Raw genomic sequence first — 23973 nt, 5'->3', positions numbered from 1 at the left:
AGGGGGCTCCACCCCCCTGGACCCCCGGCCTTCGCCCACCCACCACCCGACTCGGTCGGTTCAGAGCCGCCAGGTCCCGGGTACTCGTATGCCGTCCGCCATGCGGTGGGTGATGCGTCTGCCGATCATCGCGACAGTCTGGCGGACGGTTCAGCCGCGCGCCGCGTGATTTTCCCGCAGCTCGATCTTGCGCACCTTCCCGGACACCGTCATCGGGAAGGAGTCCAGGAGCTGGAGCCGGCTCGGGATCTTGTAGTGCGCCAACCGCCCCTCGCAGAAGGCGCGCAGCTCCTCCAGCGTCGGCGGGTCGGCGGGGTCCCGCGCGATGACACAGGCGAGGACCTCCTCGCCGTACCGCTCGTGGGGTACGCCGACGACCTGGACGTCCGCGATCTTCGGGTGGGCGTGGAGGAACTCCTCGATCTCGCGGGGGTAGATGTTCTCGCCGCCCCGGATGATCATGTCCTTGATGCGGCCGACGATCTCGACATAGCCGTCCTCGCGCATCACGGCCAGGTCGCCGGTGTGCATCCAGCGGCCGGGGTCGACGGCCTCCGCGGTCTTCTCGGGTTCCTCCCAGTAGCCGAGCATCACGCTGTAGCCGCGAGTGCACAACTCGCCTGCGGTGCCCCGGGGTTGGGTGACGCCGGTCGCCGGGTCGACGACCTTGACCTCGATGTGCGGCAGGACGCGGCCGACCGTGGCGGTGCGGTGTTCCAGGTCGTCGTCCCGGCGGGTCTGCAGGGACACCGGGGAGGTCTCGGTCATGCCGTAGCAGATGGAGACCTCGGCCATGTGCATCTCGGCGACGACCCGTTTCATCACCTCCACCGGGCAGGGCGAGCCCGCCATGATGCCGGTGCGCAGGGAGGACAGGTCGTAGGTCGCGAAGTCGGGGAGGTTCAGCTCCGCGATGAACATGGTCGGGACGCCGTACAGGGAGGTGCAGCGTTCCTGCTGGACCGCGCGCAGGGTCGCCGCCGGGTCGAAGGACGGGGCCGGGATGACCATGCAGGCGCCGTGCGAGGTCGCGGCGAGATTGCCCATCACCATGCCGAAGCAGTGGTAGAAGGGCACCGGGATGCAGACCCGGTCCTGCTCGCTGTAGGCGATCAACTCCCCCACGAAGTAACCGTTGTTGAGGATGCTGTGGTGCGAGAGCGTGGCCCCCTTGGGGAAGCCCGTCGTGCCCGAGGTGTACTGGATGTTGATCGGGTCGTCGCAGGACAGGTCCTCGTACCGGACGTCGGGGACCGCGCGGTCGAGCAGCGCGTCCCAGCTCGGGTCGCCGATGTACACGACCTCGCGCAACTCACCGCACTTGCCGCGCACTTGGTCGACCATCGCCCGGTAGTCGCTCGTCTTGTGGCTGACGGAGGCGAACAGCAGGGAGATGCCGGCCTGCTTGAGGACGTACTCGACCTCGTGCGTGCGGTACGCCGGGTTGATGTTCACCATGATCGCGCCGATGCGGGCGGTGGCGTACTGGACGAGCACCCACTCGGGGCAGTTGACCGCCCAGATGCCCACCCGGTCGCCCTTGGCGACCCCGGCGGCGAGCAGGGCGTGCGCCAGCTTCTCGACGTCCGCGCCGAACCGGGCGTACGTCCAGCGCCGTCCGGACGGCACGTCGACGAGGGCCTCGCGGTCCGGCCAGGTGGCCACCGCCCGGTCCAGGTTGGCCCCGATCGTGTCGCCGAGCAGGGTCGTCCCGCTCGTTCCGTGCGTGTACGAGAGCTCGCTCACCGGAAGTCCTCCTCGCGGTACTCGGCGTCCGACCCGGCCGCCGTGGCCTCGCGCAGCTCGATGCGGCGGATCTTGCCGGAGACGGTCTTGGGCAGGGGCGCGAACTCCAGGCGGCGGATGCGCTTGTAGGGCGCGAGTGCTTCGCGGGAGTGCTCGAACAGCACCTTCGCGGTGTCGGGGCCGGGTTCCCAGCCCTCCGCGAGGACGACGTACGCCTTGGGCACGGCCAGGCGCAGTTCGTCGGGGGCGGGCACCACGGCCGCCTCCGCGACCGCCTCGTGCTCGATCAGCGCGCTCTCCAGCTCGAAAGGGCTGATCTTGTAGTCGGAGGCCTTGAAGACGTCGTCGGCCCGTCCGACATAAACGACATATCCGTCTTCATCTCGGCTGCCGATGTCCCCGGTCCGGTAGTAGCCGCCCGCCATCGCCTCCGCCGTACGGTCGGGGTCGCCGTGATAGCCGGTCATCAGGCCGACGGGATGCGTCGAGAGGTCGAGGGCGATCTCTCCCTCCGCCGCACCGGGCGCACCGGACACCGGGTCGAGCAGTTCCACCCGGTACCCGGGGCTGGGACGGCCCATGGAACCGGTCTTCAGCGGCTGCCCGGGGCTGTTGGAGACCTGGACGGCGGTCTCGGTCTGGCCGAAGCCGTCCCGGACGGTGACGCCCCAGGCCCGGCGGACCTGTTCGATGACCTCGGGGTTGAGGGGTTCGCCGGCCGCCACGGCCTCGCGCGGCGGGGTGCGCAGCTGGGTGAGGTCGGCCTGGATGAGCATGCGCCACACGGTGGGCGGGGCGCAGAAGGTGGTGACGCCCGCCCGGTCCATCTCGGCCATCAGCCGGGACGCGTCGAAGCGCGTGTAGTTGTAGAGGAAGACCGTCGCCTGCGCGTTCCACGGCGCGAACAGGTTGGACCAGGCGTGCTTGGCCCAGCCCGGCGAGGAGATGTTCAGGTGCACGTCGCCGGGCTTCAGGCCGATCCAGTACATGGTCGCCAGATGCCCGATCGGGTAGGAGGCGTGGGTGTGCTCGACGAGCTTGGGGCGGGCCGTCGTACCGGAGGTGAAGTACAGCATCAGCGGGTCGTCGGCGAGGGTGGGCCCGTCGGGCAGGAAGTCGGCGGAGGCGGTGTGGGCGTCCTCGTACGGCTGCCAGCCCTCCGGGAGGCCGCCGACGGCGGTGCGCGTGTAGTCGCCGGGCACGTCGTCGAACTTGGCGGTGTCCTCGGCCCGGACGAGGACGTGTCGCACGCGCCCGCGTTCGACCCGGTCGCGCAGGTCGGCGGGGCCGAGCAGCGGGGTCGCCGGGATGACGACCGCCCGCAGCTTCATCGCCGCCAGCGCCACCTCCCACAGCTCGGCCTGGTTGCCCAGCATGACCAGGATCCGGTCCTCGGCACCGACCCCGCGCTCGCGCAGCAGGTTGGCGACCCGGTTGGACCGCTCGGACAGGTCGGCGAAGGAGAGCCGGATCTCGGAGCCGTCCTCCTCGACGATGTGCAGGGCGGTGCGGTCGTTGCCGTCCGCGATGACGTCGAACCAGTCCAGCGCCCAGTTGAAGTGCTGCGGGCGGGGCCAGTCGAAACCCTCGTACGCCGTGGCGTAGTCCTCGCGGTGTTCCAGCAGGAAGTCCCGCGCGCTGCGGAAGAGCTCCGTCGCGGTCGTCATCTGTCCTCCTCGGTACCGGCACCATTGCCGGGCGGCTCTCTGCCATCGTGTAATGCGTGATGCGGGTCTCACTACCCCCGTTCGGGGGTGTGTGCCGCGGCGAAGGGACATGTTCGTGACAGCAGACGGGTCGGCGTCGGTGGAGATCCGGCGCGCGCTGATACGGCTGCGGCGCACGACCGGGCTTCCGGTCGCCTTCGGCGGCCTGGTGGAGTCGGGCCGCCCGCAGATCCGCATCAGCGAACTGAACGGCACCGCCACCCCCGCTCTGAGCGCCCTCGCGGTGACCTCGGGCAACGGCCTCGGCGGCAAGGCGGTGGCCCTCGCCCGCCCGTGCGCCGTCACCGACTACTCCGCCTCGCGGCAGATCAGCCACGAGTACGACCTGGCGGTCGCCGCGGAGGGCTTGCGCGCGGTGGTGGCGGTGCCGGTCGTCGTACGGCGCCGGGTCCGCGGTGTCTTGTACGGCGCCCTGCGCGACGTGCGGCCCCTGGGCGACCGGACGCTGACGGCGGCGGTGGAGGCCGCGCGGGACGTGGAGCAGGCGCTGGTGCTGCGGGAGGAGGCGCGGGCACTGATGGCGGCGGCGCGGGTGCAGCAGCCGGCCCGGGCTCCGGCGGACGGCTCCGCGTGGGAGCAGGTGCGGGAGGCGCACGCGGCGTTGCGGGCGCTCGCGCCGAGGATTGCCGACGAGGCGCTGCGGGCCGAACTGCTGGACGTGTGCGGGCTGTTGACCCCGGACGTCCCGCCCCTGGACGGGGTGAGTCTGGCGCCGCGCGAGGTGGACGTACTGGCGTGTGTGGCCGCGGGGGCGACGAACGCGGTGGCCGCCGAGAGGCTGGGAGTGACCGCCGAGACGGTCAAGGGATACCTCCGTTCGGCCATGCGGAAGCTCGGGGCCCGGACCCGTGGGGAGGCGGTCGTCGCGGCGCGTCGGGCGGGGTTGCTGCCCTGATTTCCGTCGGCGCCTCATTCATGCGCCGACCCCGTGAATTTGTCTATGCCGGCCGTTGTTATTTCCCTCACGACGTGGCCCGGCCGAATTCCAAAGCCCGTTGCCTAATATTGGCCAGGACACGACACACGGAGGGGAGCGGTGACCGTGCGACGGGACTTCGAGGAGCCTGCCAGAAGCCGCCCCGACCTGGTGATCGGCAGGGAGGAGCTGCTCGCGGGAGCGCGTGAACAGCTGGCCGGCGGCGGCAGCGTGCTGCTCCACGGTCCGGCCGGAATAGGAAAGTCGACCGTGCTGCGGACATTGGCCGCGGATAACGCCGGCGCGACCCGGACCGTGTTGCGCTGCTCGGCGACGGAGTCCGAATCCCATCTGCCGTTCCTGGCCCTGGCCGACCTGCTCGGTCTGGTCGTGGACGAGGTGGCCGACCGGCTGCCCGGCGCCCAGCGCACCGCCCTGGAGTCCGCGCTCACCGGACGCGGCGAGTCCACCCTCCAGCGCGACGGGCTGGCACTGCGGCTCGCCGTCCTGTCGGTGCTGCGCGCGCTCGCCGCCGAGGGCCCGGTCCTGGTCGTCGCGGACGACCTGCAGTGGCTGGACCCGGCGAGCGCGGAGCTCCTCGGCTTCGCCGCCCGCCGCCTCGGCGACACCCCGGTCCAGCTGCTGTGCGCGGTGCGGACCGAGGGACAGGAGTACGACCGCCATCTACGCGCGTTGCCGCCGGACTCGCTCGCCGTCCGCCTCAACCCGCTCTCCCGCACCCAGGTCTCCGCGCTCCTGGACCACCGCGGCTACACCGGTCTGCCCCGCTCCACGGTCCGCGACATCCACCGCACCAGCGCCGGCAACCCGCTCTTCGCCCTGGAACTGGGCCGCGCGCTCGCCGAGGATCCCACCCCGCCCCGGCCCGGCGAGCCGCTGCACGTGCCCACCTCGCTGCGGGCCCTGGTGCTCAACCGCCTGGGCATGCTCTCCGACGAGGCCCGCCGCACCCTGCTCGTGGCCAGCGCCGGCGCGCGTCCCACGCTGGCCCTGCTGCACGCGGCCGGCCGGGACAACGCCGAGTCCGAGACCGCCCAGGCGGCCGCCCTCGGACTGCTCGCGACGGAACCCGAGGGTCCCGCCGTACGGTTCGCGCATCCGCTGATCTCGGCCGCGCTGTACGCGGAGGCGCCCGCACAGGAGCGGCGGGCCGCGCACGCCGCGCTGTCCACGGCCGCCTCCGATCCCATCGAGCGGGCCCGGCACCTGGCCCTCGCCAGCAGCGGCACCGATCCGGAGGTGGCGGCCCGGCTCGCCGAGGCCGCGACCCAGGCCCGGGACCGCGGCGCACCCTCGGTGGCCGCCTCGATGGGACTTCTCGCGGCCCGGCACACCCCGGCCGACAGCGTGCCGGGCGCGGACGAGCGGCGGCTGCAGGCCGCTACGGACGCGATCACCGCCGGCGAGATGGACCTCGCGCGCGACATCGCCCATGAGGTCCTGACCCGGGCCACCGTGCCCGCGGAGCGGGTGCGTGCCTGGATCGTGGTGATCGAGTCGGCCGGGCACACCCTCGGCGACGTCGACTCCGTCTTCCCCCAGGCGCTGGCCGACGCAGGCGAGGACCCCGGGCTGCTCGCCCTCGTCCACTACCAACTGGCCTGGCGCGGGCTGATCGTGGAAGGCGACTTCGCGGAGGGCCGGGAGAAGGCCGCGCACGCGGCGGAGCTGGCCGCCCGGGCCGGCGACCGGCGCACCGAGCTCCTCGCGCTCGCCTTCCAGGCGCAGACCGAGACCCTGATGGGGCACCCGGACGCCCCCGCGACCATCAAGCGGGCCCTGAAGGAGCCTCAGGATCCGCAGGTCGCCTGCCACCACAACGGCCCCGGCCTGGCCCGGTTGCGCTGGCTGCAGATGAGCGACCAGCTGGCGGAGGCCCGTACCACCGTCACCGCGCTGCTGCGCGAGGTACGGCGGCGCGGCATGGTCGAGAGCGAGGTGCACTTCCTGCGCCTGCTCGCCGAGACCGAACTGCGCTCAGGGCACTGCGGCCGGGCCCTCGACCTGGCCCGGGAGAGCCTCAGGCTGGCCCGGGACTCCGGCATCGGCGAGGTGGCCTCCGCGCTGCTGACCTCGTTCGCGGAGGCGGCCGGCGGGGACGTGGACCGGGCGCTGGCCCTGGCCCGGGAGGCGGAGGAGCACGCCGAGGGGATCGGCGACCAGATGTACGTCTCCCGCGCCCTGGCCGCCCTCGGCCACGCCCAGTTGGTGGCCGGGGACACCCAGGGGACGGTGCGCTCGCTGCGCCGGGTGCGGGAGCTGGAGCACGGGCTCGGCATCACCGACCCGGCGCGCGGCCGCTGGCACGGCGACCTCGCGGAGGCCCTCGTACGGATCGGTGAACTCGCCGAGGCGCAGGACGTCATCGACGTGACCCGCGAGCAGGCGCTGCGGCTGGGCCGGGAGAGTGTGCTCGCCGTGGTCGACCGCGCGGAGGCGCTGGTGCGGGCCAGGCGCGGCGAGCACGAGGCGGCGCTGGGCCAGTTGACGTCGGTGCAGGACCGGCTCGGCAAGTTGGGCTACGGCCTGGAAGAAGCCCGGGCCGCCTTCGCACTGGCCTCGCTGCGCACCCGGCGGCCGGGACCGACGTCGTACGACGAGGCGGCGCGGCTGTTCCGGCGCTGCCGCGCGCTGCCCTGGCTGCGCCAGGTGGAGGCGGCCGCGGTCACGCCGCCGCCCGAGCCGGTGGCCGCCCCCGCCCCGACGCTGGACGCGCTGGACGGGCTCGCCTCGATGGAACGTCAGGTCGCCGCGCTCGTCATGGAGGGCGCGACCAACCGGGAGATAGCCGCGCGGCTGTTCATCAGCGTCAAGACGGTCGAGGCGACCCTGACCCGGGTCTACCGCAAGCTGGGGATCCGTTCGCGGGTCGACATCGTCAGACTCGCGGCGGGCCGTCGTACGAAGTGAGCACCGCGCGGGTGCACCGGCCGAGTTGGTTCGGCGAGGGCCGACCGAGGGTTTTCCCTGCCCAACTCCCTTAGGGGGTTCCCTCATTGGGAAGGGGCTGTTCCGGGTTCTAGCTTAGGGGCATGCCGCCGGCCCGGGCATACGGGGGTCGGTCCCGCGACCCCCGTGCACCACCCCCACCCCCCACACCCCCATCTCCCCCCACACCCGGCGACCCCCCACCGGTCATCCCCAATGAGGAGACTCATGTTCGGGCTCAACCGCGCCAAGAAGACCGCCGCCGCCCTCGCGGCCACCGCCGCCGCCGCGACCGCGCTCATCAGCGCACCGGCCGCCGTCGCCGCCCCCCAGCCGATCGTCGGCGGTACGACGACCACGACGACCACGTACCCGTTCATGATGCAGATCACGGACGCCTCGCAGAACCAGTTCTGCGGCGGCACCCTGGTCTCGGCCACCAAGGTCGTCACCGCGGCCCACTGTATGGTCGGCGAAACCACCAGCAGCGTCAGAGTCGTCGGCGGCCGTACCTATCTCAACGGCACCAACGGCACGGTCGCCCGGGTCAGCAAGATCTGGATCCACCCGAGCTACACGGACGCCACCAACGGCGACGACGTGGCCGTCCTGACCCTGTCGACGTCGATGCCGTACACCACGGCGTCGTACGTCACCTCCTCCCAGACGGGCGTGTACGCGGCCGGCACCACCGCCCGCATCGTCGGCTGGGGCACCACCTCCGCGGGCGGCAGCTCCTCCAACCAGCTGCGCACCGCGACCGTGCCGACGGTCTCCAACTCCAGCTGCGGCAGCTCCTACGGCTCCGACTTCATCGCGAGCGACATGGTCTGCGCCGGATACACCTCCGGCGGCGTCGACACCTGCCAGGGCGACAGCGGCGGTCCCCTGCTCATCGGGGGCGTCCTGGCAGGGATCACATCCTGGGGCGAGGGCTGTGCGGAGGCCGGTTACCCGGGTGTCTACACCCGTCTGACCACCTTCTCCAGCCTGGTGACCACGCAGGTCAACTCGTAACCCAGAAGGTTCTCCTGAGTACCCCTCAGGTGACATACCAGGGGGCGTTGCGGGCCTCCACGAGCGGCCCGCAGCGCCCCCTCTCCATGTCCCCGGACATGTGACCCGTCACCGCAGTACCGTCCCGAAGCGGATGTCGTACGACGACTCCGGGTGCATCACCGTCAGCATCCGCTCCCCCTCCGTGCGCACCTCGTCCCGCTGCGCCGTGGTGAGCCGGCCGAAGGGCTCGATGACCAGCGCGTCCGCCTCCAGCTTCCACACGCCCGCCAGAAAGCCGTCGACCAGCAGCGTGCAGTGAACCAGGTTGCCCTGCCAGGCACGGCCCCAGTACTCGGGCGGTACGACCCGGGTGCGGTCGGCGTGGGAGAGCAGCAGGTTGTCGAACTCGGGCAGGAAGCGCGGCGGGGCCGGGGTGTCCGCGTCGGGGCGGGGCGCGTCCGGGAGGTCGAAGAGCTCGACGCCGTTCTCGTCGCGGAAGGTGACGAGGTCCGGGCGGAGGCGTTGGAAGGCGTCGCGCAGTCGCGTCAGGCCGGCCCAGGTCTGCATGTCCTTGACGGAGGCCGGGCCGAAGGCGGCGAGGTAGCGCAGGACGGTGGCGTCGGGGGCGGGCGTGGGTTCGGCGGGCCGCCCCAGCCAGTGCTCGGCGGTGGTCAGGGCGACCTGGCCGCTACGACCCCACAGCCCTCTCGGGGTCACCTGCACCAGCGGGAGCTTGCAGCGGGCGGCGATCGCGAGGGCCTGCGGGTCGGCGTCCGGCCACTCGACGAGCAGGGCCTCCCGCAACTGCTTCATGGTGCGCGGCTCGGCCTCGACGAGCTCGCGGGCGAGAGCGGCGAGGCGGTCGAGGTCGACGCCCTGAAGTCCCTTGCGGAAAGTGGTGAGTTCGCGGTCCCGGGCGGGCTGCACCAGCGGCCGCAGGGTGAGGCAGTCGTCGGCGGTGTGGGTGTGGATCGTCGAGCGCATGCTGACGATACGGACGACCTCGCGCTCGGCCATCAGCCCGGACAGCTCCCCGGGGGTGAAGCCGTCGAGGCGGGCGGCGAGCGCGTAGTACGGCGGCTTGACGTTCTGCGCCTGCAGGCCGAGGAGGTGTGCGACGGCCTCCTTGGCGGACAGCGACGCCGGGCGCAGGAGCAGCTGCCGGTCGAGGGTGGCGCGGTTGAGGGCGCGGGTGGCGAGCACGGGGGCCGTCCTGGTCGTCGTCTTCGTCATGCTGCGTACGGTAGCCAGACTTGCGGACACCCTCTGTCCGCAAGGCCGACGCCGTATGCCCCGTATATCCTGCCCTGTGATCAAGCAGACGTTGGCTCGACCCGAGAGGCAGCCGCGATGCCCGAGCGACGCGACCGTCCGGCCTCCAAGAACTCCAGGAAGTCCGCGTGGCGGCGCGCCCTGACCCCGCCGCCCGCGCACCCGGACCGGCGGCCGGCGTCCCCCGCCGACCCACCCGCCCCGGAGCCGGAACCGGCCAGCATCGTCCAGGCGGCCCTCTACCGGGACGGCGTGCGGGTCTCCTCCCCCGCCACCCTCGCCGACACCTACCGCGAACTGCGCGAACACTCCTCCGGCATGGCGTGGATCGGCCTCGCCCGCCCCACCGAGAGTGAACTCCTCTCACTGGCCGCGGAGTTCGACCTGCATCCGCTCTCGGTCGAGGACGCGATGGAGGCCCATCAACGCCCGAAGCTGGAGCGCTACGGCGACACGCTCTTCGTCGTCCTGCGCGCCGCCCGCTACCTCGACGCCCCGGAGGAGGTCGACTTCGGCGAACTGCACCTCTTCGTCGGTCCCGACTTCGTCATCACGGTCCGCCACGGCGCGGCCCCGGACCTGTCGGCGGTCCGCCACCGCATGGAGGAGGCGCCGGAACTGCTGAGCCTGGGTCCGGAGGCGGTGCTGTACGCGATCCTGGACGCGGTGGTCGACGGCTATGTGCCGGTGGTCGCCGGCGTGCAGAACGACATCGACGAGATCGAGACGGAAGTCTTCCGCGGCGACCCAAAAGTCTCCCGCCGCATCTACGAACTCTCCCGCGAGATGGTCGAGTTCCAGCGCGCCACCCGCCCCCTGGTCGGCATGCTGCACGCCCTGATGGCCGGCTTCACCAAGTACGGCACCGACGAGGAACTCCAGCGCTACCTGCGGGACGTGGCCGACCACGTCACCCACACCAGCGAACGCGTGGACGGCTTCCGCCAGGCCCTCGCCGACATCCTCACGGTGAACGCGACGCTGGTCACGCAGCAACAGAACGCGGAGATGCGGGCGTTGGCGGAGGCGGGGTTCGAGCAGAACGAGGAGATCAAGAAGATCTCGGCCTGGGCGGCGATCCTCTTCGCCCCCACGCTGGTCGGGACGATCTACGGCATGAACTTCGAGGACATGCCGGAGCTGGGCTGGAGCTTCGGATATCCCTTCGCGATCGGCCTGATGGGTGTGGTCTGCGTGAGCCTGTACGTGATTTTCAAGCGGCGGGACTGGCTCTGAGTCCCTCTTGCCGCGCCCAGTTCTCGGCCGGCACCACGCCTACCGGCAGCGCACCAGCCCGCCGTGGGCGCCGTAGGACGAGGGCACGAGTGCCGGAAGTCCTGACGGATCTTCAGTCCTCCCCCTGGAGCGGCGACGCTGAAGGAGTTCGCTGTCTGCTGCTGCCCCATCAGGGGAAACGGCCCAGCCGAAGCAGCCGCTTCCCCTGAACGGAGCCACCTTGGCCCAGACGCCTACGCCACAGAGTTGAGCGCGGAGTACAGGGCGTAGTCGGTCCTGGACGGTCGCCGGGTTCTCGTCCTGCTCGACAACGCCCGGGACGCCGCCCAAGTCCGTCCCCTGTTGCCTGGCACGGAGGGCTGCGGGGCCCTGGTCACCTCCCGCGTGCGCATGGTCGACCTGGCGGGTGCCCACCTCGTCGACCTGGACGTGATGTCCCCGGAGGAAGCACTCACCCTGTTCACGAAGATCGTGGGCGAGGAACGGGTTGCCACCGAACGGGAGGCAGCGATGGACGTGGTGGCCGCGTGCGGCTTCCTCCCCCTGGCGATCCGTATCGCGGCCTCCCGCCTGGCGGCCCGCCGCACCTGGACGGTCTCGGTCCTGGCGGCCAAGCTGGCGGACGAGCGCCGCCGCTTGGACGAACTCCGGGCGGGCGACCTCGCGGTGAAGGCCACCTTCGAGCTGGGCTACGGCCAGCTGGAGCCCGCCCAGGCCCGCGCCTTCCGCCTCCTCGGTCCCCCCGACGGCCCCGACATCTCCCTGGCTGCCGCCGCTGCTGTACTCGACCTCTCAGCCGAGGACACCGAGGACCTCTTGGAGTCCCTCGTCGACACCTCGCTGCTGGAGTCGGCGGCGCCGGGCCGCTACCGGTTCCACGATCTCGTACGGCTGTATGCGCGCGCGTGCGCCGAACGCGATGAGTGGCCACTCAGGGAGCGGGAGGCGGCGATAGCGCGGCTGCTGGACTTCTACCTGGCGACGGCGGCGGGCGTTTACAGGATCGAGCGGCCCGGGGACCGGCTGGTCGACCATCTGGAGGCGGCGGACCATCCCGGGCTGACCTTCCAGGACCGGTACGCCGCTCGGGACTGGCTGTACAGCGAAGCGCGATCATTGCTTGCCGCAATCCAACAGGCTCCGTCCGAGGGGGAGTTGCGCAAGGGGATCGACCTCCTCCTCGTCGTGCGTGACCTGGCCGAGTCCGGCAGCGACGCCAACCGCTACGAATCCGTGGCCACAGCCCTGCTGGACGCGGCCACGGCCAGGGGCGACGCGCGGGCCGAGGCGCGGGTGCGCGGGATCCTCGCCTTCGTCCACTCCCTCACGGACCGCTTCGAAGCGTCAGACCGAGAAGCCCGCCAAGCAGTACAACTCGGCAGAGCAACCGGAGACGACTGGACCACGGCCGATGCACTCAACGACAGAGGGGTCATCGCCGTGTACCAGAAGCGGCACGAGGACGGGGAGAACCATCTCACCCAGGCCATCGAGCACTACCAGGCCCTGGGCGACCGCTCCGGCGAGGCCGGGGCCGCTGCGTCCGAGCAACTGCTCCAGGCCTTGACGGTGTTCCGGGACAGCCGCCAACGTCTGTGGGAGGGCATGTGCCTGTTCCGTCTGGCCGAGGTCGACCTCGCCGCCCGGCGTCCGGCACAGGCTGCGGCCAACGCCGAGACGGCCTTGGCCATCCTGCGGGGTATCGGCGGTGAGTGGCGCCGGGCCAACGTTCTGACTGTCCTCGGCCGAGCGCTCGCGGCCATCGGTCAACAGGGCCGTGCCCACGTGATGTGGCAGGAAGCGCGGACCGTCTTCGAGGAGTTGGGCTCACCGGAGGCCGAGTCGGTCCGCACGCTGCTCGACACGAACGCCTACAGCATGGCTTAGGACTCCTGACAGGAGTGGTGGGCTTTGCCTTGGTCAGAGGTCGGTGTCGTGCACGGGGCCGCGGGGTGGCAGGATGCGGTCGACCGCGTCATCGCACGTGAGAAACCTGGCGACGTCGGCGATCGTCCCCCGGGACACTGGTCGCCCATGGATGAGGTCGAAGTCGTCGTGGCCCCTTCCGAGCGCGCGACTGTGCGCGTCGGTGACGTGTTCTTGCAGGCGTACGCCGATCAGGCGCGCATCGACGTCGACGTCGAGGCGATGTCCCTCCCGCCGGTCCCGACCCCGGGGCCGGCCCGGCAGTCTCCACGCCCTCTCAGCCGTCGGCGCGCTCGTGCCGCGCGGGGGCCCCGCCCGGCGGATCCGGCGACGCGTCGGCCATCCCGCGCAGCAGCGGCAGGCACCCCAGGAGCAGCGCCCCCGCCAGAATCCACGGAGCGTCAAGGCCGGTGTGCGCGGCCAGTACGCCGCCCAGCGCCGCGCCCAGCGGCATGGCTCCCCAGGCGGCGAGCCGGTAGCCGCTGGTGACCCGGCCCAGCATGTGCGGTGGCGACAGCCGTTGCCTGAGCGACACCGTGCACACGTTCCACAGCACCACACCGGCGCTGTTCAGAACCAGCATGAGCGCGACCAGCGGCCACCAGGGCACGACCGCGACGACGAGATAGCTGAACGCCGACACGGCCACCGACACCGACAGGCTCCGTCCGGACCCCAGCCGTTGCACCGTCCGGGCAGCCGCCCTCGCCCCGGCGAGGCTGCCCAGGGCCGCGGCCACCAGCATCAGGCTGTAGCCGTAGGAAGGCAGGCCCAGCCGCCGTGCCACGTACACCACGAGCACCGCGTAGACCGCCTGCTGGCCCACGCCCAGCACCGCGACCACCACCATGAGGCGGCGGAACACCCGGTGCCGCCCCAGCAGCCGCAGGCCCGCCCAGGTGTCGCGCAGCAGACCGCCGACACCCTTGCCGGCGGTCTCAGCGCCCTCCGCGCGGGCCTGCTCGGGAAGTCCTGTGAGCAGGAGCGCCGACGCGAGGAACGTCACCGCGTCCAGGACGAACGGCAGCGGCTGCCACACGGTCCAGAGCGCGGCGCCTGCCGGCGGACCCACGAAACCCGTTCCGGTGATCTGCGCGGCGATGACCCGGGCGTTCGTCCGCTCCAACTCCTGGTCGGTGACCAGTGACGGCACGACGGCCTGCGCGGCGCTGTCGAAGAAGACCTCGGCCATGCCCGACGCGAAGGCCACCAGCGCCAACGCCGTCACCGGAACCCTCCCGGTCACCACCATCGCGGCCACCAGGACCAGTAGCGCGCAGCGCGCCAGGTCCGCGCCGATCATGGGCAGGCGGCCTGGCCTGCGGTCGACCAGGGTGCCTATCACCGGTGCCAGCAGCCAGGCCGCCCGGCCCGCGGCCGCGACGACGGACACCTGGAACACATCACCGGTGACCGACGCCGCGAGCAGAGGCAACGCGGCGAACCTGGCGCCGTCTCCCACCGAGCTGAGCGCGTTGGCGGTGACCAGTCGGCGCAGGGCCGCGGTGCGCCGGCGAGCGGTCGAGGGAGGCGGTCCGGAGGCGAACCTCATGGCGGGCGTCGGTCTCCTTCGTCGTACGGAATGAGGTGCGGGCAGAGTTCGCCACGCCCGTGTACCCGGCATCCGGATGAAGTACTCGTGCCGCACGGGGAGTTTGCGGGTTCTTATACGTGCCGGTAAGAGTTTCCAAAAACGGGAGCGGCAGTGGTTGACACGGTATTTCGTTCGGTGGCAGCTTCGGTAAGGCACAAGGCAGGCCCGCAGAAGCTCAACCGGCCTGTTTCCAGCTCCTCTTGGCACAAGTCAGTCCACGACGCCCGCCGCGTTCAGCGGTGCGCGGAGTACGCACTCCAGCAGGGACGACGGTATGCAAGAGCCAAGGATTGCGGCGCTGGCACAGCACCTCGTCTTCGCCGAGGCGGCCGGCATCCTCAACCGCTTATATCAAACTTACGATTTCCTCCTCGAATGCGTCGCACCCGAATCCTGGCCTGCCGGTCCGGACGGATACCGGATCGCAGTCGGGACCGCATGGGAACCCACGGTCCGGCACAGACTTGACCAGGCATTGCGGCACATTCGCAACACCCCGGATTGCAAGGCGGAGTTGACCGCACTCTCCGACAGCCTTCGCTCAAGGCCCGAGGCGACGCTCGCCGCCGAGGAGGAGCGGGCGGGCATCCGCCATATGGTCGACGTGTCCGGAAACCGGGTGGACCTCCTGGTGGAGCCCGCCTTGCCGGCTCCCGGACACCGGGAGTTCACGGCACTGTTCCGACGCCATCTCAGCGCGGGTGAGGGGGCCGACCGGCTCACCCGCATCACCGCCCACCAGGCGGAAGTCGCGCACCAGGCAGTTCAGTTGATGCTCGCCACCGCTCCGGAGCTGTGCGCGGGCCTGCTTCGGCACGCCCGTTACGTCGTCGCCGTCGACGGCCCGAACGCCTTCGACAGCGCGTCCACCCGTGAGATTCCCGGTGCGGCGTTCGTCGCGGCCCGCTGCATGCGAACCCCCGAGCGGCTCGCCGAAGCGCTGGTGCATGAGTTCGTGCACATGAGGCTGTACGACCTGCAGCTGACCCGGTCGATCTTCGCCCCCTCCTATGACACGGCCACCGCACCCACCGTGGCACCGGAGTGGCATCGCCACTCGCAGGTCGCACACTGGCCTGTCGACCGGGCGCTCGCGGCGGCCCACGTCTACGTCCACCTCTCTGCGTGGTTCGAGCAGCGTGTCCGCGACTGCCCGGACCCGGATCTGGAGCAGTCCGCGCAGACGACCACGTCCCGGGCCTCCAGCCTTCTCGGCAAGGTCACCCGACACGCCGACAGCTGCCTCGGCCCCGCCGGCATCGACTTCGTGCGCTGGCTGTCCGAGACCCACCAGCGCAGCACCGCCCCGCGGCCCACCGGTGAACGGGTGTCCTGACACCCGTCGGCAGGCCGCTTCGCCCCCACCACCGCATCCCGGCCCACCCGTGCGCGTTCCGGGGTCGCCGGTGAGCCGTTCCTCCAGGACGGAGACTCATGGAACTCGTACTGAATGAGCCCCTCAAGAGCTGGCTGCAGGTCACGCAGTCGTGCAACCTGAAATGCCGTCAGTGCTATGGCGACTGCGCGGCCCGGCCGCGGGACGAGGAACTACGCAGGGCCGAGTACGCCGCACTCGTCCGGGAGATGGCGGAGGCCGGGGTCATCGAGGTGTTCGTGGAGGGCGGCGAGCCCCTCAACCGCCCCGACGTGTTCGAGGTCCTCGCCGAACTGACACCGCGTGTGATGACACGGGTCCGCACCAACGCGACCCTGCTGACACCCGCGGCGGCGAACCGGCTGAAGGAGATCGGCGTCGGCGAGGTGTACGTGGACGTTCTCGGGGCGACGGCGGACACCCACGACTGGCACGTGCGGGCCCCGGGCAGTTTCGACAGGACACTGCAGGGACTGAAGAACGCCCAGGAGGCCGGCCTCCCCGTCTCCCTGCTGATCATCATGACCCGGCGCAACGTGCACGAACTGCAACAGGTCCTGGAGCTGGCCGCCGAGCTCGGTGTGCCTCGCGTCGGGATTCTGCGCCTGTATCCCCTGGGCCGGGCCCGTACCCACTGGAAGGAGTTGGCGCTGCGTCTGCCCGATCAGATGGCCGCGCTGCAGGCGCTGCGGGTGCCCGACTCGGTGCATCTGATGACCTCGTGGCATCCCAAGGACGGCAACTGCTGCTGGCAGAACGCCGGTGTGGACGCCACCGGTCGATCCGTCGGCTGCGCCTATCTGCGGGACTACGCCGACTACGGCAACGTCCGCGAGGTGAGCTGGATGGACACCTGGAACAACCCCACCTACGTGCGCAACCGCGCCGGACATGTGGACGGGGGCTGCGACGACTGCGAGGAGACCCAGGGATCCTCCGGCGGATGCAGGTCCACGGCCTTCGCCTTCACGGGCCACTGGGACGCCCCCGACCCGTTCTGCTCCACGACCAACGGAGGGATCGATGTCTCTCAGCTCCCCGGCGACCTCGAAGAACGACGCGTCCACCCCGCCGTACCGACAACGAGCCGACTGCTTTGAGAAGAGTCCCGCAGCCAGGCTCCGCCCCGTCCCGGAGTGGAACTGCCTGCTCGCCTACACCCCGCACAAACCCGCCATCCACTACCTGAATCCGGTGGCATGGGTGGTCGTCGAACTGTGCGACGGATCGTCCGGTACGCAGATCTACGCCACGTTCAAGGAACTCAACAAGGGCCGGATCAGCGAACCGGAACTTCAGGAGGCGTTCGAGTCGGCTATGTCCCAGCTCCTCGCAGGCGGCCTGGTCGCCGCCGCGTAGCCGATCCGCCGCCCCACGGAAAGGAACCGAACGGAACGGAAAGGAGGTGAACCGAATGACCAGGAAGAAGACGGACCTCGAGCAGCTCATGGCCGCGGCCGGCACGACGGGTGAAGGCCCCGCTGTCGAGGTGGTCCAGCCGGAAGTGCGCACCGGTGCGCAGTACGCCCTGCTGCCGTCGATGAAGGCGAAGCGTCCGGACCCGTCCGGAGCGACGCCCGAGTCGGAGGCGGAAGGCGGTCAGTGACGCGGCCCGAGCGGCGTCGCCCCGACCGGCACCCGGGCACGGTCCGGGTGCCGGTCCCACCGAGAGGACCGATGGGGAAGAAGATGGGCAAGAAGACCGTCCTGGTGAATCCGCCCCTGTGGAACGCGTACGCGCCGCACCTGGCCGTTCCCCTGCTCCTGGGAGATCTGCGTGCCCGCGGGTACGAGGCCGCCGCCTATGACCTGAGCATCGAGTGCGTCGACTGGATGCTCTCGACGGCGGCCCTGGAAGAGCTACGGACGAAGGCGGAGCAGCGCCGGGCGGTCGATCTCGAGGACGAGTGGGCGCGCCGGCGAGCACTCCTGGTCGCGCCGGCCGCGATCGCCGGCGTCGAGGAGGCGAAGGCAGGTCTGAGGTCACTGGCCACGCTGCACGAGCCCGCGGCGTTCCACTCCGTCCGCCGCACCGTGCGGGACGCGCTGTGGCTCATCTCGGGAGCGTTCCCCGGGTGTGACTTCGACCTGGTGTCGAACACCTCGAGGTACTCGGCGGAGTCGACGCTCCAGGTCCTCGAGGCGAGCACCGACCCGGACGGCAACCCGTACCGCTGGGCCTTCGACCGCATGCTCGACCGCGACCTGTTCCTCGACCCCTCCGTCGAGGTCGTCGGGGTGAGCATGTCCGCCGACACCCAGCTGATCGCCGGAGTCACCTTCCTCAGCATGCTCCGGGAGGTGCGCCCGGACGTCCATGTGGTGCTCGGCGGCAACTACGCGACCAGGCTGGTGGACCGCTGGCAGCACCGCCACCCGCTGTTCGACTACGTCGACACGGTGGTGACCGGGGAGGGCGAGGGCGCGCTCGCCTCCGTCATCGACGGGCTCGGCCGGGGCCGACGGCCCGGAGCCGACTTCCGCGAGAAGATCCCCGGCGCCGTATGGGACGACAACGGCATCCTGTTGCGCACTCCGCGGCACAGTGCCGACATCTCGACGGCGGCACCGCCCGCCTACGACGCCCTCCCCCTGGACAAGTACCTGGCACCGGGCCCGATTCTGCCCGTCTTCGCCTCCCGCAGCTGCCCCTGGGACTGCGCCTTCTGCTCGATCCCGTTCGCCAGCAACTCCTTCCGGCAGCGTCCCGCCGCCGCGGTCGCGGACGAGATCCGCGCGTTGCGCGCGGCTCACGGCTCGCCGTTCATCATGTTCGTCGACGAGATCATGAGCCTGCGGACCTTGCGGAACGTCGGCGAGGCGCTCGTGGAGACCTCGGCCGGCGTGCACTGGTACGGCGAGACCCGATTCGCCCGGGGCCTCGACGAAGGGCTCGCCGAACTCCTCCATGCCTCCGGCTGCCGCCGTATGAACTTCGGCCTCGAATCGGCGAGTCAGCGCGTTCTCGACCTGATGCGCAAGGGCACGCGGATCGATGACGCCTGTGACAACATCGCGGCGATGCTGAAGGCCGGCGTGCCGATCCACCTCTTCGTCATTCACGGCTTCCCGGGAGAGACCGAGGAGGAGGCGGCGCGGACGGTGGCCTTCGCCGAGGCCGTGCGCCGTCTGTCCGTGCAGACGTACGGGGTCGCCCACACGACGTGGGGCGGCTCGCCCTTCGTCCTGGACGTGCACTCACCGGTCGGCACCCGGCCGGAGAAGTTCGGCGTCCGCGTCGAACCTCCCCGTCCGCAGGACGACTTGAGTCTGCAGCGGAACTACACGGCCGAGTCGGGCATCTCCCAGCAGGACAGTGTGAGGGTCGCCGAGGACGCGGCGGGCTCCTTCGGGGACACCACCGTCTGGTTCCGTGCGGCGCGCGATCCGATGGCGCGGGAGATCGAGGAGTTCACCTTCCTGCGCGCCTGCGTCGGGGCACCGCTGCCCGAGACTCCCCCCGTCCCTCTGTTCGACTGGCCGCCGCCGCATCCGGACGCCCGGATCGGCATCGCCCCCGGAGTCTCCCTCACCCGGGCTCCCTGGCCGGCGACCCAGACGGACACCGGACCCGCGTTGGCCCTGTACAACGCCGCCGAGGACAGGTTCCTCCAGCTCAACTGGACGGGCTCGGACTGGCGGGAGCTGGACGGTCTGCCGTGGCGCGACCTGGAATCCTGGCTCGCCGACCACGAGTGCCGCTACCTGGGCACGGACGCCGGGGCCACGGCGGCGCTCCTGCTCCGGCACGGGTTCCTGGTGCCCTCGCGACGGCAGGCGGAGCCGGGCCCCGGACGGCTCCGCGCCGAGGTCGGCATCGCGGTGGTGAGCCGCGGCGACACCCACCACATGACGAACCCGATCACCGGTGTGACGGTGCGGCTGCGCGGCTCGGCCATCGACACGTGGCACCGCCGGCTGAGCGACGAGACACCGGAACCGGTGACGCCCGTCACCGAAGCCCTGGCCCGGTACGGGTTCCTGTATCGCTGCCCGGACGTCGCCGGGCGGTCTCGGCCGGCGTACGTGACGCAAGGAGAGGCGGTGTAGGCAAGGTGGAGCAGTTCCGTGACGCAGGACCGGATCCGCTGACGGTGCGCCCCATGCGGCCGGAGGACGAGAGCGACGTGGCCCGAGTGCTGGGCGACTGCGACGACTACTTGGTCGCCGCCACCGGCTCCCCCGCGCTCCCCGCGGATGTGCAGAGCCTCTACTACGCCCTGCCGGACGGCGCGGACTTCGAGCAGAAGCACCTGCTGGTGGTGTGCGACCGGGCGACGGTGGTCGGCGTGGTGGACGCCGTCGCCGGCCATCCCGACTCCGGCACCTGCGCGGTGGGGATGTTCCTCCTCACCCCCGGGACGCGCCGCAAGGGCGTCGGTACCCGGGCCGCGCAGCGTCTGCTCCAGGAGGCGGCAGCCCGTGGGATGCGGCGCGTCACCGCCACCTGCCCGCAGGGCTGGGCGCCCGGCCTGGCGTTCCTGAGGAGCCTGGGCTTCGAACTCCACGCGCCACCACCGCAGCCGCAGCCGACGGTGGGCGACCGGCTGCGTCATCCTGCCGAGACGAACCTCTGCACCGCATTCCGGGAAGTGCCAGGAGGCAGCAGCGGTGGTACTGCCGCGGAGTCCGATCGCGAGAGGCACAACGCGTCATGACGGCACCGGCCCCTCTCCTCGAGGCAAACCCCGCGGCCGTCGAACGGGACATTCTGGCGGCATACGAGTCGGTCAGCTCCTTCGACGCCGACGGGACGGGCGCGGAAGCCGACGCCCCGCATGAGGAGTTCGCCGCACTGCGCCGGCTGGGCGGGGTGCACCGGTCGACGCTGCAGCAGGTGCTGACAGGAGCGAACGGGCCCGGCGGGACGTCCATTTCCACCTGGCACGTCGTTTCCTTCGCCGCGGCTGAGCGGGTACTTCGTGACGAGAGCACCTTCTCGTCGTCCGCCTACGACGACAGCATGGGCCGGGTGATCGGCCGGTCCTTCCTCCAGATGGACCACCAGGAGCACAGGACGTGGAGGAGCATCCTCCACAGCGGCTTCAATCAGCAGGCGGTCCTCGCCCGTAGGGACCGGGTCCGCTCGGCCGTCGTCTCCAGGCTCGGATCCCTGGCCGGCCGGGGCGGTGGCGACCTGGTCCGCGACGTTGCCTTCCCCGTCGCGTTGACGACGATCGCGGAGTTGGTGGGATTCCCGCCGGGAACACGGATCGGCACTTTGTACGCCTGGGCGGTCGGTCTGCTCGACGATGCCGACGGAAAGATCGGCACGTCCGTCCGGGAATGCCTCGAAACACCGTCGGCCTGGGCACCGGACAGTCTCGTGGGCCTGCTCCTGCGCTCGGGGAACCCGGCAGTCGGTGCCGGCCCCGACCTCCTGCCGGCCGTGCGGCTGCTGCTGTCCACCGGCACAGAGCCCCCGTTCCGCTCCCTCGCCACCTTGATGTACGCGGTCCTCACCGACCGGGAGGTGCTTCGTCTGCTGCGTGAGGACGACTCCTCGGCCCCTGGCGTCGTCCAGGAGTGCTGGCGGTGGGAGTGCCCGCTGACCTGGGTGCTGCGCCGGTGCACCGCCGAGACGGAGATATCCGGTCAGCCGGTCGGGCGCGGCGAGCTGGTCTGCGTCAACCTGGCGTCGGCCAACCGGGACGAGACCCGGTGGAGCCGCCCCGCACGGTTCGACGCGGGACGCGAACTGCCGGGCCTGGCCATGGGTACCGGCCCGCACACCTGCCTCGGACGGCACCTCGCCATGGTGGAGTCTCGGGAGTTGCTGGCCGAACTGCTGGCGACCGAATCGACGTGGCCACCGGGATACACGGTGAACACCGACGGCGTGGCCGGCCGCGGGTTCCGGTCACCGAGGCGGCTGCGCATCCGTTTCTGACAGCGCACCTCCATGGCCGAGACATGGGACAACGCGCTCCCGGTCACCGTCCGGCCCGGTCCGGTCGGCGCGGAGGACCACCCGCCGGTCCACTGCGGGGTTCAGCTCGGGGCCGGGGTGAGCACCACGAAGTCCGCGTTCGAGGGGTCGAGGCAGACGGCCAGACGGCCCACGCCCTCCGCGTCCTCCGGTCCCATCTGCACGCTGCCGCCGTTCTCGGTGACCTTGGCGACCGCGGCGTCGCAGTCGGTGACGTTGAAGACCGGGTGCCAGTACGGCCGCCCGCCGGCCCGGGCGAGGTTCTCCTCGGGGAGCTCCATGAGGCCGCCCTGCATGCGCTCCTCGGGAAGCCCGGCGGGAGTGATGAGGGTGTAGGTGCCTCCGCCGCCCGGCAGCTCCGTGTCGCTGAACTGCCAGTCGAAGACAGCGCCGTAGAACTCCTTCGCGGCCGCGGCGCCGCTCGTGTACAGCTCGGTCCAGGACAGCGAGCCCGGCTCGTCCGCCACCTCGAAGCCGGCGTTCTTCCCCGGCTGCCAGACGGCGAACTGGCCCCCCGACGGATCGCTGTACTGCGCCATCCGACCCCAGTCGTCGAGGTCCCGCGGCGCCACCCGTACCGTGCCGCCCGCGCGCTCCACGGCCTGGGTCGTGGCATCCGCGTCGGTGACCGTGTAGTAGATCATCCAGGCCGGGCGCGCGCCCTCCTCGGTGAGCTTGCCGAGCCCGGCGACGGTCTTGCCGTCCTTTCGGAACATCCCGCCTTCCATGTCCTCCCCCTCACCCATGGACTCGTACTCCCAGCCGAGCACCGCGCCGTAGAAGGCCGCGGCGGCCGGGACGTCGGGGGCGCCGAGGTCGAGCCAACAGGGGGAGCCGGGGGTGAGGTCAGTGGTGATCACGGCGATTCCCTTTCGCAGTCCAGTGACATCAGCCGGTCAGCCGGCCCAGTGCCATCAGCGTGACACCCGGCACTGACAATCGCGCGTCGGAGCAGTCACTCTGCGTGCTCGAGTGACTGCCTCGGCGTCGCCCGGCACTACGAAAGCAGGCGGGCATCGCAGGTCCGCGCGACGGCACGTGCCTATGAGACGGCCAGGCGCCGGAACCCGCTGTTGTGGAACACCAGGGGTTCTCGATCGGGCTCGGCCTTCAGACCGTGGATTTCGAGGAGCACGATCGTGTGGTCGCCTCCGGGAAGTTCGGCATGGAGTGAGCAGCTCAGCCAGAGACTGGCGCCGTGGATGTAGACACCGCCTTCCTCGTCGGCATCCCGGCCCGGGCTGCTCCCCCGTTGGAACGCGGACCCGTCATCGCTCGATCGCCTCGCGCGCCAGCTGGGTCAGCAGGGCGTCGTCGGCGTAGGCGCCGTTCCACACGGCGGTGAGGCGCTCGATCCTGCCCCACGGGTCGAGTTCGATACCGGTGATGCCTCGGGGAACCGGGCCGTTGGCCGCGGTCCACTCGTACCCCCCTCCGACATCGTTGCCGAGCACGTGCCGTACGCCGGTGCCGGCGCCGACGTACGGCAGTGCCGAGGCGGCCTTCGTCAGGTACGCGTGGATGCTCGCCCTGCTGGTGATCTGGATGTGCGCCGGCACGTCCTCGAAGACGGCGTCGGACGAGAACAGATCCATCGCCGAGGCGATGTCGTTCCTGCGCAGGGCGTCCGCGAGGCCGACGGCGACCCGGCGCATCAGCGGTGAGGCGGTTTCTCCGACCGTGGACTCCCGGAAGTCGGTCGGCCACTGGTTCGGCGGCTCCTGCTCCTTGCGCCAACTGGACACACCGAACTGCCTGGAGTCCCAGTAGTCGACCCAACGCTCGATCTTTCCCTGGCGGTTGAAGTTGACCGCGCCCGCGTTGCGTACCTGGCCGGGGCCGAACATGCCGGGTGTGTCGGTGAAGAAGAGGATCGCGCTCGTCGCGTCCCCCAGGATCCGTGTCGGGTACGACTTACTGTCCTTCGGCCACTTGGGGTAGAACGTCGCGAGTCCGTCGTGCAGGTCCTGCCAGGTGTACCAGTGCCAGCCGAGGATCGCGTCGATGTAGGTCGTCTGCCGGTGCGAGAAGTAGGACGACTGCCATGCGAGGTCGCGGTCGCTCTTCGCCTGGAAGTAGCCGCGGATGTGCGCGACGAGGGCGCTGGAGGCGTGGGAGGCGTCGGGTATGACGTCGACTCCCGCGACGTACCGGGAGCCGCCGCGTGCCCGTGTCTCGGCCCAGGCGGCCGGGGCGGGGAGCAGCGACGCCGCGGCGGCGGCCGTCCCGCCGACGGCCGCGGCTCGCAGCAGTTGACGTCGTGTGGACCGTCCGGTGGATTCCGTTCCTTGGTTCATGCCAGAC

The 23973-nt window shown here is 71.0% G+C and carries 17 protein-coding genes and 2 pseudogenes; 12 read left to right on the top strand and 7 right to left on the bottom strand.

The genetic code is table 11. The features are described from left to right. Nucleotides 1–150: 150 nt before the first annotated feature. Entirely contained in the window at nucleotides 151–1746 is a 1596-nt protein-coding gene (locus QFZ76_RS39590) for an AMP-binding protein (protein ID WP_307678182.1), read from the bottom strand. After that, nucleotides 1743–3413, bottom strand: a complete 1671-nt coding sequence (locus QFZ76_RS39585; protein WP_307678181.1) for an AMP-binding protein — start codon at nucleotides 3411–3413, stop codon at nucleotides 1743–1745. The genes QFZ76_RS39590 and QFZ76_RS39585 overlap by 4 nt, the downstream gene beginning before the upstream one ends. A 115-nt stretch (nucleotides 3414–3528) precedes the next feature. Between QFZ76_RS39585 and QFZ76_RS39580 the strand changes: the two genes are divergently transcribed. From QFZ76_RS39580 to QFZ76_RS39570, 3 genes are all read left to right on the top strand, one after another. After that, nucleotides 3529–4368 (top strand): response regulator transcription factor, encoded by an 840-nt coding sequence (locus tag QFZ76_RS39580; protein ID WP_307678180.1) that lies wholly within the window; start codon nucleotides 3529–3531, stop codon nucleotides 4366–4368. 141 nt (nucleotides 4369–4509) lie between these two features. After that, nucleotides 4510–7320 (top strand): AAA family ATPase, encoded by a 2811-nt coding sequence (locus QFZ76_RS39575; RefSeq protein WP_307678179.1) that lies wholly within the window; start codon nucleotides 4510–4512, stop codon nucleotides 7318–7320. A 246-nt stretch (nucleotides 7321–7566) separates the two neighbouring features. Further along, the gene (locus QFZ76_RS39570) at nucleotides 7567–8355 is read left to right on the top strand and encodes a trypsin-like serine protease (RefSeq protein ID WP_307678178.1); all 789 of its coding nucleotides are present in this window, start codon (nucleotides 7567–7569) and stop codon (nucleotides 8353–8355) included. Nucleotides 8356–8463: 108 nt separating this feature from the next. Here QFZ76_RS39570 and QFZ76_RS39565 read toward each other — a convergent pair whose 3' ends face one another. Next, on the bottom strand, nucleotides 8464–9570 hold the full coding sequence (locus QFZ76_RS39565) for a winged helix DNA-binding domain-containing protein (RefSeq protein WP_307678177.1): 1107 nt from the start codon (nucleotides 9568–9570) through the stop codon (nucleotides 8464–8466). A 117-nt stretch (nucleotides 9571–9687) separates the two neighbouring features. Here QFZ76_RS39565 and QFZ76_RS39560 point away from each other — a divergent pair, with 117 nt between their 5' ends. Further along, entirely contained in the window at nucleotides 9688–10845 is a 1158-nt protein-coding gene (locus QFZ76_RS39560) for a magnesium and cobalt transport protein CorA (RefSeq protein ID WP_307678176.1), read from the top strand. A gap of 270 nt (nucleotides 10846–11115) precedes the next feature. Further along, nucleotides 11116–12732, top strand: a pseudogene (locus QFZ76_RS39555) (NB-ARC domain-containing protein); the annotation flags it as partial. 316 nt (nucleotides 12733–13048) lie between these two features. Here QFZ76_RS39555 and QFZ76_RS39550 read toward each other — a convergent pair. After that, a complete protein-coding gene (locus tag QFZ76_RS39550; RefSeq protein ID WP_307678175.1) occupies nucleotides 13049–14323 on the bottom strand; it encodes an MFS transporter in 1275 nt (424 codons plus the stop codon). A 316-nt stretch (nucleotides 14324–14639) separates the two neighbouring features. Here QFZ76_RS39550 and QFZ76_RS39545 point away from each other — a divergent pair, with 316 nt between their 5' ends. From QFZ76_RS39545 to QFZ76_RS39515, 7 genes are all read left to right on the top strand, one after another. Then, entirely contained in the window at nucleotides 14640–15701 is a 1062-nt protein-coding gene (locus QFZ76_RS39545) for an HEXXH motif-containing putative peptide modification protein (protein ID WP_307678174.1), read from the top strand. Between the two features lie 98 nt (nucleotides 15702–15799). Further along, on the top strand, nucleotides 15800–16840 hold the full coding sequence (locus tag QFZ76_RS39540) for a radical SAM protein (RefSeq protein WP_307678173.1): 1041 nt from the start codon (nucleotides 15800–15802) through the stop codon (nucleotides 16838–16840). Beyond that, the gene (locus QFZ76_RS39535) at nucleotides 16764–17099 is read left to right on the top strand and encodes a hypothetical protein (RefSeq protein WP_307678172.1); all 336 of its coding nucleotides are present in this window, start codon (nucleotides 16764–16766) and stop codon (nucleotides 17097–17099) included. The genes QFZ76_RS39540 and QFZ76_RS39535 overlap by 77 nt, the downstream gene beginning before the upstream one ends. A gap of 55 nt (nucleotides 17100–17154) precedes the next feature. Continuing rightward, on the top strand, nucleotides 17155–17346 hold the full coding sequence (locus QFZ76_RS39530; protein WP_307678171.1) for a hypothetical protein: 192 nt from the start codon (nucleotides 17155–17157) through the stop codon (nucleotides 17344–17346). A gap of 71 nt (nucleotides 17347–17417) precedes the next feature. Further along, nucleotides 17418–19790 (top strand): radical SAM protein, encoded by a 2373-nt coding sequence (locus QFZ76_RS39525; protein ID WP_307678170.1) that lies wholly within the window; start codon nucleotides 17418–17420, stop codon nucleotides 19788–19790. Nucleotides 19791–19795: 5 nt separating this feature from the next. Next, nucleotides 19796–20398, top strand: coding sequence for a GNAT family N-acetyltransferase (locus QFZ76_RS39520; RefSeq protein ID WP_307678169.1), 603 nt, complete (start codon nucleotides 19796–19798; stop codon nucleotides 20396–20398). Beyond that, on the top strand, nucleotides 20395–21630 hold the full coding sequence (locus tag QFZ76_RS39515; protein WP_307678168.1) for a cytochrome P450: 1236 nt from the start codon (nucleotides 20395–20397) through the stop codon (nucleotides 21628–21630). The genes QFZ76_RS39520 and QFZ76_RS39515 overlap by 4 nt, the downstream gene beginning before the upstream one ends. A 101-nt stretch (nucleotides 21631–21731) precedes the next feature. On the opposite strand, the gene QFZ76_RS39510 is transcribed toward QFZ76_RS39515, so the two are convergent. The 3 genes and pseudogenes from QFZ76_RS39510 to QFZ76_RS39505 all read right to left on the bottom strand — a co-directional run bounded on the left by QFZ76_RS39510 (nucleotide 21732) and on the right by QFZ76_RS39505 (nucleotide 23966). After that, nucleotides 21732–22529: a VOC family protein gene (locus QFZ76_RS39510; RefSeq protein ID WP_307678167.1), complete on the bottom strand. Its 798-nt coding sequence runs from the start codon at nucleotides 22527–22529 to the stop codon at nucleotides 21732–21734. 182 nt (nucleotides 22530–22711) lie between these two features. After that, a pseudogene (locus QFZ76_RS51955) lies at nucleotides 22712–22915 on the bottom strand (flavin reductase family protein); the annotation flags it as partial. Between the two features lie 22 nt (nucleotides 22916–22937). Next, entirely contained in the window at nucleotides 22938–23966 is a 1029-nt protein-coding gene (locus tag QFZ76_RS39505) for a nuclear transport factor 2 family protein (protein ID WP_307678166.1), read from the bottom strand. Nucleotides 23967–23973: the final 7 nt, after the last annotated feature.

The sequence above is a fragment of the Streptomyces sp. V4I2 genome (genome assembly GCF_030817655.1).
Lineage (GTDB): Bacteria > Actinomycetota > Actinomycetes > Streptomycetales > Streptomycetaceae > Streptomyces > Streptomyces plumbiresistens.
The sequence above is the reverse complement of the archived record's forward strand: the minus strand, read 5'-3'. Positions and strand labels throughout refer to the sequence as shown.